General features: G+C 69.1%; 13 protein-coding genes. 4 read left to right on the plus strand and 9 right to left on the minus strand.

The genetic code is table 11. The annotated features are described in order from the left end of the window. The first annotated feature begins 29 nt into the window (after positions 1–29). The 4 genes from EV675_RS20135 to EV675_RS20150 all read left to right on the plus strand — a co-directional run bounded on the left by EV675_RS20135 (position 30) and on the right by EV675_RS20150 (position 3,441). A complete protein-coding gene (locus EV675_RS20135; RefSeq protein WP_130359178.1) occupies positions 30–1,061 on the plus strand; it encodes a hemin-degrading factor in 1,032 nt (343 codons plus the stop codon). Next, complete coding sequence (locus EV675_RS20140) at positions 1,058–1,921, plus strand: ChaN family lipoprotein (protein ID WP_130359180.1); 864 nt, start codon at positions 1,058–1,060, stop codon at positions 1,919–1,921. Before EV675_RS20135 ends, EV675_RS20140 begins: the two co-directional genes overlap by 4 nt. Positions 1,922–2,014: 93 nt before the next feature. Further along, complete coding sequence (locus EV675_RS20145) at positions 2,015–2,992, plus strand: Gfo/Idh/MocA family oxidoreductase (protein WP_165404675.1); 978 nt, start codon at positions 2,015–2,017, stop codon at positions 2,990–2,992. Positions 2,993–3,117: 125 nt separating this feature from the next. Beyond that, positions 3,118–3,441: a hypothetical protein gene (locus EV675_RS20150; protein WP_130359184.1), complete on the plus strand. Its 324-nt coding sequence runs from the start codon at positions 3,118–3,120 to the stop codon at positions 3,439–3,441. Here EV675_RS20150 and EV675_RS20155 read toward each other — a convergent pair. The 9 genes from EV675_RS20155 to EV675_RS20195 all read right to left on the minus strand — a co-directional run bounded on the left by EV675_RS20155 (position 3,412) and on the right by EV675_RS20195 (position 14,962). Beyond that, a complete protein-coding gene (locus EV675_RS20155) occupies positions 3,412–4,818 on the minus strand; it encodes a heavy metal sensor histidine kinase (RefSeq protein WP_130359186.1) in 1,407 nt (468 codons plus the stop codon). The genes EV675_RS20150 and EV675_RS20155 overlap by 30 nt on opposite strands. Beyond that, complete coding sequence (locus tag EV675_RS20160; RefSeq protein WP_130359188.1) at positions 4,818–5,504, minus strand: heavy metal response regulator transcription factor; 687 nt, start codon at positions 5,502–5,504, stop codon at positions 4,818–4,820. The genes EV675_RS20155 and EV675_RS20160 overlap by 1 nt, the downstream gene beginning before the upstream one ends. 19 nt (positions 5,505–5,523) lie before the next feature. After that, a complete protein-coding gene (locus EV675_RS20165; protein ID WP_479724758.1) occupies positions 5,524–5,988 on the minus strand; it encodes a DUF411 domain-containing protein in 465 nt (154 codons plus the stop codon). 16 nt (positions 5,989–6,004) lie between these two features. Further along, positions 6,005–6,934 (minus strand): copper homeostasis membrane protein CopD, encoded by a 930-nt coding sequence (gene copD, locus EV675_RS20170; RefSeq protein ID WP_130359192.1) that lies wholly within the window; start codon positions 6,932–6,934, stop codon positions 6,005–6,007. 3 nt (positions 6,935–6,937) lie between these two features. Further along, positions 6,938–7,321: a copper homeostasis periplasmic binding protein CopC gene (gene copC, locus EV675_RS20175; RefSeq protein WP_130359194.1), complete on the minus strand. Its 384-nt coding sequence runs from the start codon at positions 7,319–7,321 to the stop codon at positions 6,938–6,940. 41 nt (positions 7,322–7,362) lie between these two features. Beyond that, the gene (locus tag EV675_RS20180) at positions 7,363–8,352 is read right to left on the minus strand and encodes a copper resistance protein B (protein ID WP_130359196.1); all 990 of its coding nucleotides are present in this window, start codon (positions 8,350–8,352) and stop codon (positions 7,363–7,365) included. Positions 8,353–8,362: 10 nt separating this feature from the next. Next, positions 8,363–10,072 carry a copper resistance system multicopper oxidase gene (locus tag EV675_RS20185; protein WP_130359198.1) on the minus strand — a complete coding sequence of 570 codons (1,710 nt, stop codon included), beginning with the start codon at positions 10,070–10,072 and terminating at the stop codon, positions 8,363–8,365. Between the two features lie 100 nt (positions 10,073–10,172). Further along, positions 10,173–12,593, minus strand: a complete 2,421-nt coding sequence (locus EV675_RS20190; protein WP_130359200.1) for a heavy metal translocating P-type ATPase — start codon at positions 12,591–12,593, stop codon at positions 10,173–10,175. A gap of 95 nt (positions 12,594–12,688) precedes the next feature. Next, entirely contained in the window at positions 12,689–14,962 is a 2,274-nt protein-coding gene (locus EV675_RS20195; RefSeq protein ID WP_130359202.1) for a DUF6351 family protein, read from the minus strand. Positions 14,963–14,979 lie beyond the last annotated feature (17 nt).

The following is a 14,979-nucleotide window of genomic DNA, read 5'->3' on the forward strand; positions in this document are numbered from 1 at the left end:
CAATTTTCCTCCGCACCAAGGTTTCCGGCATGACAGCAACCACTCTCTGGCAACGTTATCTGGCCCTGAAGGCCGAGCAGCCCAAACTGCGCATGCGCGACGCGGCAGCCCAAATCGGCGCCAGCGAAGGCGAACTGGTCGCCGCCGATCCGTCCGCGACCCGGCTCAAGCCGGACTGGGGCGCGCTGCTGGGCGGACTGAAGGCGGCCGGGCCGCTGCTGGCGCTGACCCGCAACGAGGCCGCCGTCCACGAGAAGACCGGGGTCTACGACCACGTCCAGGTAGAAGGCAGGATGGGGCTGGCCCTGAACCCCGACATCGACCTGCGCCTGTTCCTGTCGCAGTGGCGGCACGCCTACGCCGTGGCCGGCGAGCGCCCCAGCCTGCAGGTGTTCGACCAGCAGGGCGAGGCGGTGCACAAGATCTACGTGGTCGAGGGCACCGACCGCGCCGCGTTCGAGGCCCTGCTGGCGGCGCACGCCGACAGCGCGCAGCCGGTCACGCCGGAACCGCGGCCGGCGCCCGAGCGCAAGGCCGACAAGGATGTCGACGTCGAGGCTTTCCGCCAGGAATGGCGCGATCTGCGCGACACCCATGAGTTCTTCGGCCTGCTGCGGCGGCATGGCGTGGAACGCACGCAGGCGCTGCGGCTGGCGCCTCCGGAGTTCGCGCGGCAGGTCGGCGTCGGCGCCGTCGATGCCGTGCTGAACGCAGCCGCCGCCTCGGGGCTGTCCATCATGGTGTTCGTCGGCAACGCCGGTTGCGTGCAGATCCATACCGGACCGGTCCATCGCATCGCGCCCATGGGCCCCTGGCTGAACGTGCTGGACCCGGGTTTCAACCTGCACCTGCGCATGGACCTGTTCACCGAAGCCTGGCTGGTGCGCAAGCCCACCGTGGACGGCATCGTGACCTCGCTGGAATGCTATGACGCCGAAGGCTCGCTGATCGTGCAGTTCTTCGGCGAACGCAAACCCGGCAAGCCCGAGCTGACGGCGTGGACGACCCTGGCCGACGGACTGGCCGCCATCGCGCCGGACGCGTCCCGGCCCGCGGCATGAAGGCCGGCACGCTCGCGCCGCTGGCCGGCGCCGCCGCGGCCCTGCTGCTGGCCGGCTGCTCGTGGCTGCCCGGCAGCCGCGACGCCGCCGTCGCGTCGCTGGCGGCCGAGCTGCCACGCCATCAGGTCGTGCTGCTGGGCGAAGTCCACGACAACGCCCAGGGGCATCGCCTGCGACTGCAGGCGCTGTCGCGCGCGGTGCGCGCGGGTTGGCGGCCGGCCATCGCCATGGAGCAGTTCGACCGCGAACGGCAGGCCGACCTGGACCGTGCCCTGCGCACCTGTACGACCGCCGACTGCGTGATCCAGGCCGCGGCACCGGCCAAGGCGGGCTGGGACTGGGCGCACTACCGCCCCGTGCTGGAACTGGCGCTGCGCGAGAAGCTGCCGGTGGTCGCCGCCAATCTGTCGCGCACCGATGCCGGCACCATCATGAAGCAAGGGCCCGCGGCCCTGTTCGCTACCGACGAATTGCGCCGGCTCGGCCTGCTCTCGCCGCCGCCCGACCTGCTGGCGGCGCAGCGCAAGGAAGTGGCCGAGGCCCATTGCGGCGCCCTGCCCCCATCCATGCTGGGCGGCATGGCCATGGCCCAGCTCGCGCGCGATGCCGTGATGGCCGGCGCGATCGCCAGCGCCGCGCGCGTACCCGGCGCATCCGCCCCACGGCCCGTCGTCCTGCTGGCCGGCAATGGCCATGCCCGCCGCGACATCGGCGTGCCGCGCTGGCTCCAGCCCGGCACCATCCTGTCGGTGGGCTACACCGAGCAGCCCGCCGCGCCCGGCGCCTACGACCGCGACATCGTGATTCCGCCCGCGCCGCGCGAAGACCCGTGCAAGGCGTTCCAGGCACCCGGCCGCTAGTCCAGCGCGCAAGCGCCGCCTAGAATAGCGGGATCCCCTCGAACAACGGGCGCGGTCCTCGGCCGCATGCCCTCATCACGGAGACCGCCTCCCATGCCTGCCCGCTCGTCCGCTCCCATCCGTCTGTGCATCGCCGGCGAAGGCGCCATGGGCTCGACCCACGCGCGTATCTTCGCATCCATGCCGGGCGTGAAGATCGTGGCCCTGGCGGCGGCCGACATGGCGCGCGGCCGCCAGTTGGCGGCGCAATACGGCATCGCCGACTGCACCGGCGACCTGGCCGCCGCGCTGGCGCGCCCCGACGTGGACGCGGTGGTGCTGGCCACGCCCTCGGGCCTGCATGCCGAGCACGCCGAACTGGCCGCCCGCCTGGGCAAGCCCATGCTGATCGAGATTCCCGCCGCGCTGACCCTGGCCGACACCGAGCGCCTGGCGCGCGTGCAGGCCGAAACCGGCGTGCCCATGATGGTCGCGCACAGCCGCCGCTTCGCGCCGCCGCACACTACCCTGCGCGAACGCATCCAGAGCGGCGACTTCACGCTGCACCACCTGGTCTGCGAAACCTATTTCTTCCGCCGCAACAACCTGAACATGTTCGGCGAGCCGCGCACCTGGGTCGACAGCCTGCTGTGGCACCATGCCTGCCACACGGTGGACCTGTTCTGCTGGCTGCTGGACGAATCGGAGTTCGACGTCTGGGGCCAGCGCGGCCCCGACCATCCGGAACTGGGCATTCCCATGGACGTCACCGTGGCCATGCGTTCGCGCAAGCGCGGCACGCTGCTGACCATGGCCATGTCGTTCAACAACAAAGGCCCCTTCGGCGGCTTCTACCGCTACATCGGCGAAGAAGACACCTACCGCGCCTTCCGCGACGAACTGACCGACAGCGACGGCAAGGTCGTGGAGATGCCCGGCGCGCAGCCGGCCTTCGAGGCCCAGGACACCGAGTTCATCGCCGCGCTGCGCGAAGGCCGGCCCAGCCGCTGCGACATCGCCTCGGTGCTGCCCGCGATGCGGGCGCTGGACGGGATCGACCGCATCATGCGGGGCGAACCCGCCGCCAGATGACCGACATGTAATTCCCCGGCCATCCTGCTGTTCGTGCCCGACTCCTAAAGTGAAGGCTCCTGTGCAAGCCCACGCACAGCCCACCAGGCGCCACCGTGCGGTGCCCGGTACTTCTGGAGATCGACATGTTGAACGGCAAGATGCTCATCCTCGTCGCGGCCCTGGCGGGCGGCGCCTCCCCGGCCTACGCCGCGCCCACGGTGCTGGCCAGCGCCGACGGCTGGACCTTCGTCAACGGTGAATGGGTCCGCCAGGACCACGCCTATGCCATGAAGGACGGCAGGCTGGTCCACACGGACACGCTGCCGCACGCCTCGAAGGAAACACGCCCCGCCACGCCCAGGGCGCAAAGCGTCCCTTCCGCCCGGAGCGACAGGTTCATCGCTTCGGACGGCTGGGTATTCGAGAACGGCGAGTGGTCATTGCCCCCGCGCGTCTGGGGCAAGTGAGGCGTCCGGCGCGTGCCTGACCGGAAAGACCAGTGTGAAGCGGGTCCGGCCGGCGGCCGAACCCGCGGCGATATGGCCACCGTGCGCCACCATGATGGCCCGGGTGATCGACAGCCCCAGGCCGGCGCTTTCCGAGTCGGGCCGTGCCCTGGATTTGTCGGCCCGGAAGAAGCGGTCGAAAAGCGAGGGGATCAGTTCGGCGGGGATCTCCTTGCCATCGTTCTCGACGCCTATCGTCACGGACACCTCGTCGCACGCGATGTCGACGTCTATCGCCCCCTTCCCGGGGGTGTATCGCAACGCGTTCGAAAGCAGGTTGCTCAGCGCACGCCGCAACATCAGGCGGTCGCCCACGATCCGGCCCTGGCCGGACAGCCGCAAGGCCACCGCCTTGTCCTCCGCAAGGGCCTCGTAGAACTCGAACAAGGCGTTGACCTCGTCCTGGACCGCGATGGCCTCCGCCTGGGGCAGGGTAATGCCATGCTCCATTTTCGCCAGGTAGAGCATGTCGGATACCATCCGCGACAAGCGCTGCAGTTCCTCTTCGTTCGATGCCAGGATCTCGCGGTACTTCCCGGCCTCGCGGGGCTGCGCCAGCACCACATGGGTCTGCGTCAGCAGGTTCGTCAGCGGCGTGCGCAGTTCATGGGCCAGGTCGGAAGAGAATTCCGACAACCGCCGGAAATCGTCCTGCAGCCGCGCCAGCATGGCGTTCAGGGTCGATGCCAGATCCGCCATCTCCGGCGGAACGGCCTCGACGGGCATGCGCTGGTCCAGCTTCTGCGCGGTAACGGCCCGGGCCTGGGCGGCCATGGTGCGCAGCGGCGCGAGCCCGCTGCGGGCCGCCCACCAGCCGAACACGCCGCTCACCAGCGCCGACAGCACCACGTACAGCACCAGCGAATGCAGGAAGCCGTGCATGAAGTGCGCGTGGATCTCGGTCGCCAATCCGACGATGACCAGCAGTTCGCTGCCCGGTTTTCCCGCCATCGTGCGCAGTCCCCGGTACTCGGCCCCGTCCTGCCGCCAAGTGAACTCCGTCACGCCGGCTGGCAAGGCCCGCGCCGCGCTCACGGCAGCGTCGAATTCGAAGCCCCCCGTGGCATGGAGCACCGCGCCCTGCTCCGTCCGGACCAGCGCGACCAGTCCGGGGTGGTTCTGAAGCGCCGTGCCCAGGCGCTGCGGCATAGCCGCCGGATCGGCGACCTGGGCGATGCCGCGGACCAGGCCCGCTTTCTCCTCGAGCACGGCGAAATCCTCGTGCGCGAAGTGCCGGTCCATCGAGATGGCGATCAAGGCCCCCAGTCCCAGCAGCACGGCGGCCGACGACAGCGAGAAGAAGGTCGTCAGCCGCGTCGTCAGGGAAAACGGGCGCATCAACCTATGTCCTCGGGTTCTTCGAAGACGTATCCCATGCCCCGCACGGTCTGGATCAGCTTGGCATCGAACGCATCGTCGATCTTGGCGCGCAGCCGCCGGATGGCGACGTCGATGACGTTGGTGTCGCTGTCGAAGTTCATGTCCCAGACCTGGGAGGCGATGAGCGAACGCGGCAGCACCTCGCCGCGCCGGCGCACGAACAGTTCCAGCAGCGCGAATTCCTTGCTCGTCAGGTTGATGCGCCGGCCGGCGCGCGTGGCCCGGCGGCGGACCAGATCCAGCACCAGGTCGCCGACCTGGATGCGGTCGGTGGCGATCTGTCCGCTGCCCCGGCGCAGCAGGGTCCGCACACGCGCCAGCAGTTCGGAGAAGGCGAAGGGCTTGACCAGGTAGTCGTCCGCGCCCAGTTCCAGGCCCTTGACCCGGTCGGCCACGCTGTCGCGCGCGGTCAGGAACAGGACGGGCACGTTGTTCTCGACGGCGCGCAGGGTTTGCAGGATACGCCAGCCGTCCACGTCGGGCAGCATCACGTCGAGCACGACCAGGTCGTAGGATTCGCTCAGCGCCCGGTACTGCCCGTCCAGGCCGTTGTCCGCCAGGTCGACCACGAAGCCGGCCTCGGTCAGCCCTTGCCGGAGATATTCGCCGGTCTTGGCCTCGTCTTCCACGACCAGTAGTTTCATGGTGGCGTCCCGTCGCTCATCAGCGATAGGCCTGGTAGACGCTGGACCGCCCGCCGGTCCGCACGAGCAGGACATCGTAGGCGGATTTCCGGCCGCCGTATTCGGGCCCGTCCATGCCCGGCGATCCCAGGGGCATGCCGGGAACGGCCAGGCCGACGGCCGAGGGGCGTTCGCGCAGCAGCCGCTTGATCTCCCGGGCCGGCACGTGCCCTTCCAGCGCATAGCCGTCCACCACGGCCGTATGGCAGGAGCCCTTGTCGTCCGGGATGCCCAGGCGGCGCCGCGCCTCGGAGGTATCGTCGACGTCATGGGCGATCACCTGGAAGCCGTTGTCCCGCAGGTGCTTGATCCAGTCCTTGCAGCATCCGCAAGTCGGCGTCTTCCAGACCTCCACGGTGTTCGTCTTCTGCGCCCGGGCGCCCAGTGGAAGCAAGACCGCCCCGATCAGGAGGGTGCGGCGTGACAGGCTTGCGTGCTTGTGCATCATGGCATGGTTTCCTTCAAGATCCGGTGGGTGGGCCGAGCGTTCCCAGCCACGCCACCAACAACAGGATAGCGGTCGCCGCGCCGGCCTCCAGGGCCACGCTCCGGCGCAGCAGGACCAGGGCGGCGCCGGGGCGGTCCGCGGCGATGGCCGCCTCCAGCCTGGGGGCAAGGCGAAACCGGTTCGCGGCCGCCAAGGCCAGCATCATGGCGAACAGCCCCAGTTTGCCCAAAAGAAGCAGGCCGTAGGGGCTGGACAGCAGGCCGTTCAAGGTCGGACCGACGATGAACGCATAATTGGCCGCCCCCGTGAGCGTCAAGGCCGCGACGATGACGGTGCCCAGGCCCGCGAAGCCCGCCAGCCCCCGGCTCAGCAGGCGGACCTGCCGCTTCGGGGCACCCGCGGACGGCCACGACATCTTCGCAAAGACCGCCAACGCGCCCACCCAGCCGGCGGCCGCGAGCAGATGGACGACGTCAGCCCACAGGTGCACGTAGCCCCGTGCGCCGTCGTCCATGGCGCCATGCCCGCCCCAGGCCAAGCTGGCAAGCGCGACGAAGGCGCAGCCAGCCAACGCCCGCAAACCCGCGACGCGCCGGTGCTTCATTCTCAGGACAAGCCACAGGGCCAGCAACAGCGCGCCTATCCGTATCGCGCCGGCCAACCCCGCGTGCGTGCCGCCAACCACCATGGCCAGTATAGGAAATCGCAACGCCGTGAGCGATTCGGCCCCGCTCATGGACTGGGCCAGCAGCGCCAGGCTCAGCGCCGCCAGCAGGGCCCCGGCGCCCGCGGCGACGGCCGGCCAGGCGCCGAACTCCAGGCCGGGTTCGCCCTCTTCCCATTCCCTTTGAAAGCTGTGGAGCAGGAACAGCGGCACGCCGCAAAGCAGCGCCAGGTCCAGGTACAGCGCAAAGCGGACGGCAACGCCCAGCCCGTCGGCCATCGCCTACTTCACGCTGAACGAGAAATTGCCGGTGATGGGGTGCGTATCCGACGACACGGCCCGCCACTCGACGCGGTAGGTGCCGGCAGCCAGGGGCTTGGCCGGCGTGATCACCATCGTCTTGGGATCGGCATCGCCCGAGACCCGGGCCTCCACGGGCATGGGCGCGTGGGTCATGCCGGCCATGCCCGTCATGAGCAGCCTTGCGCCCGAGAACTGGGTGACCAGCGCTTCCGAAAAGCGCAGTTCTATCCTGGATGGCGCCGCGGTCTCGGCCTTGGCCTCGGGAGTCGAGGACAGCAGTTCGGGATGGGCCTGGGCCGCGGCGGCGGCAAGCAGCCCGGCCGTCAGGACGGCGGCGTTCAGGGCGGTGCGAGCATTGGACATGATGGACCTTGAAACGGATGGGAAAGAAGAATGAAGGGGAATCAGAACCACATGCGCACGCCGACCACGAACCGGGTGTCGCTGCGGCGCTCTCCGTGCGCGCGGGCATAGTCCGCGGTGGCGCCGTAGGTCCGGTTCCAGGTCACGCCGATGTAAGGGGCGAATTCGCGGCGGATTTCGTATCGCAGGCGGACGCCCACTTCCGTGTTCGACAGGCCGGACCCGATGCCCCGCCCATGGTCGTTCTTCCCGAAGAAATTGACCTCAGCGGCGGGCTGCAGGATGAGCCGGTTCGTGAACAGGATGTCGTACTCGCCTTTCAGGCGCGCGGCGGTCTGCCCGTTCTCGCCGGCAAAGACCATGGCGGAGGCCTCGAAGTTGTAGAGCGCCATTCCCTGCAAGCCGAACGCGGCCCAGGTCTGCGACGAGCCCGGCTTGAAATCGTGGCGCACCCCGCCCACGGCGTCCCACCAGGGGCTGATGGAACGCCCCCACAAGGCCTGGACCTCGGCCTCGTGGAGCTTGCCGCCCGAGCGCTCGCCCTCCGAACTGAGCCACAGGCGGTCGGTATCGCCGCCTATCCAGCCCTTGAAATCCCAGTTCAGCGCGTTGCCGCCGCGCGCGTCCTGCCATTCCAGCCGGTCCAGCAGAAACAGGGAATTGATGCCCTTGTCGTGCACGGCGTGGCCCGCCGTATCGAAGGCGGCGGCCTTGCGGTCGGCATCGGTCAGCCTGGGAATGGGCGTGCGGCTTTCCGTGGGCGCGGCGTCCATGCCCTGCATCGGTGCCTGGTCCATGCTTTGCATGGGAGCGAGGTCCATGTTCTGCATGGTCGAGTGATCCATGCCCGGCATATTGGAATGGTCCATCCCCTGCATCGGGGAATGTTCCGTCCCCTGCATCCCGGAGTGGTCCATGTGCGAGTGGTCCATCCCTTGCGCCTGGGCCCGCGCGGTCGCCGCGCCGGCCAGCGCGAGGCCGATGAGCGCGGCGGCCAGCGCCGGCGTATTGCGATGAATCGAAAAGATCATGGCCGGCCCCTTATTCTTCCACCCGGACTTCACGGAACATGCCGGCTTCCATGTGGTACAGGAGGTGGCAGTGATAGGCCCAACGCCCCAGGGCGTCGGCGGTCACGCGGTAGCTGCGCCGCGACCCCGGCGGCATGTCGATGGTGTGCTTGCGGACCAGGAAATTGCCGTGCTCGTCCTCCAGGTCGCTCCACAATCCGTGCAGGTGGATGGGATGGGTCATCATCGTGTCGTTCACCAGCACGATCCTGACCCGCTCGCCGTACTTCAGCACCACGGGCCGGGAGTCCGAGAACTTGATGCCGTCGAACGACCAGGCGAATTTCTCCATGTGTCCGGTCAGGTGCAGCTCTATCGTCCGGCTCGGCATCCGCCCGTCCGGATCCTGGAACGTGCTGCGCAGGTCGGCATAGGCCAGCACGCGGCGGCCGTTGTCGCGCAGGCCCATGCCGGGGTCGTCCAGCTTGGGCGTTGGGCTCATCGTCTGCATGTCCACCAGCGGGTTGCCCGCCTCCGAGGCGGGATGGGTCTGCATGCCGGACATGGCGCCATGGTCCATGCCGGACATGCTGCCATGGTCCATCCCCGCCATGCCGCCGTGGTCCATGCCCATGTCCTCCATGGCCAGGACAGGCCGCGGATCCAGGGCGGGCACCGGCGCGTGCACGCCTTCGCGCACGGCCAGCGTGCCGCGCGCATACCCCGTGCGGTCCATGGACTGCGCGAAGATGGTGTAGGCCTCGTCCGCGGCGGGCTCGACGATCACGTCGTAGGTCTCGGCCACGGCGATGCGGAACTCGTCCACCGCGACGGGCTTGACGTGCTGCCCGTCGGCCGCCACCACGGTCATCTTCAGGCCGGGGATGCGCACGTCGAAATAGGTCATGGCCGAGCCGTTGATGAAGCGCAGGCGCAGGCGTTCGCCCGGCTTGAACAGCCCCGTCCAACCGCCGTCCGGCGCCTGTCCGTTCAAGAGATAGGTGTAGGTGTACCCGCTGACGTCGGCGATGTCGGTCGGGTTCATCCGCATCTCGGCCCACATCTTCCGGTCCGCGATGGTGGCCGACCAGCCCTTCTCGCGGACGTCGCGGAAGAAATCGCCGACGGTGCGCTTGTGGAAGTTGTAGTAGTCGGACTGCTTCTTCAGCGTGCGCATGAGCCGCGCCGGGTCCTCGTCGGTCCAGTCCGACAGCATCACGACGTATTCGCGGTCGTAGGCGAACGGCTCCGGCTCCTTCGCATCGATGATCAGCGGCCCGTAGATGCCCGACTGCTCCTGGAATCCCGAATGGCTGTGGTACCAGTAGGTGCCGTTCTGGCGCACCTTGAAGGTGTAGACGTACATGCCGTCGGGCGCGATGCCTTCGAAGCTCAATCCGGGCACGCCGTCCATGTTGGCGGGTAGCAGGATGCCGTGCCAGTGGATGGAGGTGGACGCCTTCAGCTTGTTGCGCACGCGCAGGGTGACGGTGTCGCCTTCGCGCCAGCGCAGCAGCGGCCCGGGTATGCCGCCGTTCACGGTCATCGCGGTACGCGGGCTGCCGGTGAAGTTCACCGGCGTCTCGCCGATCTGAAGATCGAATTCGGTGCCGGTCAGCACGTGGGGATCGCCCGGCCCGATGGCTGCCCACACTGGCTTGCGCCAGAGGCCCAGCGCGCCCAGTGCGCCGCCCGCTGCCAGGGCGGTGACGAATGTCCGCCTTGAAGTCTTGATGTGCATGCGATATCCGATGAATCCGGTCAGGCCGCCACTCTAGCCAGCGGCCCCCCACCCCAGCCTGACCCGAAGATTACGTTTGTGTAATGTTGGGCCCGCGCCTTCAGGCGCGGCCCTTCCAGCGCCGCAGCAGCAAGGCGTTGGAGACCACGCTGACACTGCTCAGCGCCATCGCCGCCCCGGCCAGGACCGGGCTGAGCAGGCCCAGGGCCGCCAGCGGCACGCCGACCACGTTGTAGATGAAGGCCCAGAACAGGTTCTGGCGGATCTTGGCGTAGGTGCGCCGGGAAATGTCGATCGCGTCGCCGACCAGCGCGGGATCGCCGCGCATCAGCGTGACGCCCGCGGCATGCATGGCCACGTCCGTGCCGGTCGACATGGCGATCCCCACGTCGGCGGCGGCCAGCGCCGGCGCATCGTTGATGCCGTCGCCCACCATCGCCACCACGTGGCCGTCGGCCCGCAGGGCGGCAATGGCTTCGGCCTTGTGCTCGGGCAACACTTCCGCGCGCACGTCGTCCACGCCCAGCGCCTGGCCGATGGCGCGCGCCGCGCCGGCGTTGTCGCCGGTCAGCAGCACGCTGCGTATGCCTTGTTCGCGCAGCGACCGCAGCGCCGCATCCGAGGTCGGCTTGAGCGTGTCGCCGAAGGCCAGGAGACCCAGCAGCACCGGTTGGCCGCTCACGCTCGCCACCCAGGACACGGTGCGGCCTTCGGCCTGAAGCGCCGCCGCCCGCTGCGCCAGCGGCGCGATCTCGACGCCCAGTTCCTGCATGTAGCGGCCGCTGCCCAGCCGCAGCTCGCGGCCCTCCACCGACGCCGCCATGCCGCGCCCCGCCACCGCCCGCGCCTGGGCGGCGGCCGGCACCGCGATACCCTCGCGCCGCGCCTCGGCCATGACGGCGCGCGCCAGCGGATGCTCGCTGCCCGCCTGCAACGCGGCGCTGGCGGCCAGCAGGTCGCGGCGTTCACCCTGCGCCGGTTCGGCGGCGACCAGTTCGGGCTTGCCTTCGGTCAGCGTGCCGGTCTTGTCGAACGCGACGACCTTGACGTTGTGCGCCACCTCCAGCGCCTCCGCGTCCTTGATCAGGATGCCATGGCGCGCCGCCACGCCGGTCCCGGCCATGATGGCCGTGGGCGTGGCCAGTCCCAGCGCGCACGGGCAGGCGATGACCAGGACCGCCACCGCGTTGAGGATGGCCTGTTCCCAGTCGCCGCCCGCCACGCCCCAGGCCAGCAGGGTCACCGTGGCGATGACGACGATCACCGGCACGAACACCTCGCTCACCCGGTCCACCAGACGCTGGATGGGCGCCTTCTTGGCCTGCGCCGACTCGACCAGCCGCACGATGCGGGCCAGCATGGACTCCGCGCCAACGGCGGTGGTGCGGACCACCAGCAGGCCTTCGGCGTTGACCGAGCCGCCGGTGACGCGGTCGCCAGGCTGCTTGTCCACCGGCAGGCTTTCGCCGGTGATCAGCGATTCGTCGACCTGGCTGGCGCCCTCGACCACTTCGCCGTCCACCGGCACGCGCTCGCCCGGACGCACCACGACGAGGTCGCCCGGGTGCACGGAGGCGACCGGCACCTCGACCTCGGCGCCTTCGCGCCGCACGCGCGCCACCTCGGGCCGCAGGGCGTTCAGGGCGCGGATCGCCTCGGTGGTCTGCCGCTTGGCGCGGGTCTCCAGCCACTTGCCCAGCAGAACCAGCGTGATCACCACCGCCGACGCCTCGAAATATAGATGCGTGGCCCCGTGGGTACCGTGGCGCAGCAGTTGATAGACGCTCAGGCCATAGGCGGCGCTGGTACCCAGCGCCACCAGCAGGTCCATGTTGCCGGCACGCGCCTTCAAGGCCTTCCAGGCACCGCGATAGAAACGCGCGCCCAGCCAGAACTGCACCGGCGTCGCCAGCGCCCATTGCACCCAGCCATTGGGCATCCAATGGATGCCGAAGGGCATCAACAGCATGGGCACGACCAGCGGCAGGGAAAGCGCCCCGGCCAGGGCGATCGGCCACCACGTCGGCAGGCCCGCGGCGCTTGCCTCGGCAGCGGGCGCGGACTGCGCGGCAAGGCGCGCCTCGTACCCGGCCTTCTCCACCGCGGCGATCAGCACCGCCTGATCGACCTTGGAGACGAGCGAGACCCGGGCGGTCTCGGTGGCCAGATTGACCTCGGCACCGGCCACGCCCGGCACCCGGGCCAGCGCCTTCTCCACCCGCGACACGCACGAGGCGCAGGTCATGCCGCCTATGCTCAGGTCCACCGATCCGGCGGGAATCTCATAGCCGGCCTTCTCGACCGCCGCGCGCAGCGTGGCGGCCTCCACCGGAGCATCGGCCTCGACCTCGGCCGTCTCGGTGGCCAGGTTGACGCTGGCGCGCCGCACGCCGGGCACCTGCGACAAGGCGCGCTCGACCCGGCCGACGCACGAGGCGCAGGTCATGCCCTCGATGGGCAGGGTCCAGCTCACAGGGGCGTCGCCCGGGCCGGCCACTGCCGGCGTTGACTGTCCACTCATGGTTTCCTCGCGATACTGGGGTGATGCTTCGCAGTATCAAGCTTCCCATGATGGCAAAGTCAAGCGCCGGATCCGGGGCAGGCAACCCGTGCGGTTCAGGCCCCCTCGCCCGGCGCCGACGACGGTGCCTGCCCCAGGGGCTTGCCCCCAGGCCCGTCCATGAAGCTCTGCCAGGGCTCGGGCGCGCCCTGGCCGACGCCGGGCTTGCCGTAGTCGCACACGCCCAGCGGGAACACCGCCTGCAGGCGCGTCCACTGGTCGCCGCTGAAAGCCACGGCGAAATCGGCCCGCGCCAGCGGCTTCAGGGCGCACTTCATGATGTCGCTGGCCAGGCCTTCGCCCGCCGCGACGCGGGTATCCCGGAAAACGGGCCACTCATCCGCGCCCGGGCCGTAGACCGCCGTCGCCCCGGAGCCGCTCACGCTCGATGCCGACGTCGGATCGGCGCCGGTGTTGCAGTAGTCGGGATCGGTGCTCCAGGTGGCGGCGTCGGCGCGCCAGCAGGCGTCCACCGCGATGGCCGGCTTGTTGGCGATGATCTTTTCCCGCAGCGTCTTGCCGGAAGTATCGGCCTCGACCGTGCCCAGCCATTCGTTCATCGCGTCGAAACGGCGCGCGTTGTAGTCGGGCGGCGTGGACTTGTAGCGCCAGATGACGTGATTCGCGTAGTCGCCGTGCTCGCGCAGGATGCGGTTGCGGATCACGTAGCCGCGGAAATCGTAGTGTTCCTCCCGCACGTTGAAACTGATGGACTGGATGATGGCCACGTCGCCCAGGCGCCGGCCGTGCGCCACCCTGCCCGACCGGTGCGCGATTTCGGCCGCGCCGGGATCGGCCGCCATCCGCGCGGACTGCCATTGACCGTTGATGTCGTAACCGCCCACTTGTTCGTTCAGCATCACGAACTGCTCGGGCGAGATCCTGCCGCTGTTGACCGCCCGCAAGCCGTACAGGATGCCGACATTGTCGATCGGAGTCTTGGCGTAGCCGGTCGCGTCACGCGGTCCGAACACCGCGATGTTGAAATCCTGCAGCGTGCAGCGGATGCCCGTGGTATTGCCGGGCGACCAGACGTTCCAGTGTGTTCCGCAACCCGCGCCGCCCACGGTGGGATCGAGATAGAACGGCGTGCGCGAGGCCATGTTGGTGTTGGCCGGCCCTTCGCACACCTGATCGTAGACGTGGCCGTTGACGTGGGCCTTTTCCATGATGGTGAACGGGAGCCCGGCGGTCTTGCGCGCGTCGTAGAAGCGCTTGAGCAGCCCGCAGTCGGCGAACTCCCGGCCGGTGGTCCAGGTGTCCTGCCACCCGTCCGCGGGCAGCAGTCCTTGCAGCAGGCCGGGATAGTTCGAGGCATGCAGGTGCTGCTGGTGCGCGCCGCCCGAGCTGCCGTCGGCCATGGTGTAGCGGATCTCGCCGTAGTTCTCGGTGATGTATTCCTTGAGCATCATCACAGTCTCGGCCGACGTGACGTCGTTGCAATGCGTGCCGTACTGGGTCATCTCGGACGATGCGACCATGAACCCCCGGCTCAGGGCCACGTCGTCCAGCACGCTGCCCGGATTGCCCTGGGTGCGGCTGTATTCGCAGCCCGACCCGAACTTCCAGTGCAGCTTGCCGTTCCACGAATCCGGGCGGGCATACGGTGTCCAGCCCTTGACCGGATCGGCCGGGTTGGCCAGGTAGGCGATGTCGTACTTGCCGCGATTGATCACGCCGCGCTCGATGCGGACGATGTAGGGCACGGTCTTGCCCTCGTCCGTGGTCGCGCTGGCGATCTCCGACGAGGCCGGCGGATTGGCGGGGTCGTAGACGGCGAAGCGCCCGGCCGTGGTCCGGTACTGATAGCGGAACACCGGCGCGGCGATATTGCACTGCTCGTCGAGCGGGTCGCCCAGATCGGGGTTGGTCGGCGTCGGCGCCGCGACCTTGGTGGCGCATTCCCAATAGCCGACCTGGGCGCCGGAGATGACCGGCCCGCCATTCGGATGGTTGTTGATCGCCAGGTACGCGGTGGCGCCGTCGTCCGTCCGCGCCACCAGCCTGTTGTCGCCATCGGCCAGTCCCTCCACCCGCCCCATGTAGCGGCCATTCCCGCGCACGGCGAACGCGCCGGTCACATCCTTGCCATTGAGCAGCATGCGGATCTGTTCGAAGCGCGTGGCGGAACCCTCGGGAACCTTGACTTCGACCAGCGCCTGCCCGCCGGATACGAGATCGGCGCGATTCCCCAGCACCGAAATCCGCAAGCTCGGCGCCCCTGCCCCGGGGGGACCGCCGTCGCCCGGCGTTCCCCCGTCTCCTCCGCCGCAACCCGCCAGCACCACCGCCAGCGATATGCCGGTCAGCGCGAATGATGCCCTTTTCATTGAAGTCTCCTCATCAC

Origin of the sequence: Pigmentiphaga kullae (genome assembly GCF_004216695.1) — a bacterium.
In the GTDB taxonomy this organism is placed as follows: domain Bacteria; phylum Pseudomonadota; class Gammaproteobacteria; order Burkholderiales; family Burkholderiaceae_B; genus Pigmentiphaga; species Pigmentiphaga kullae.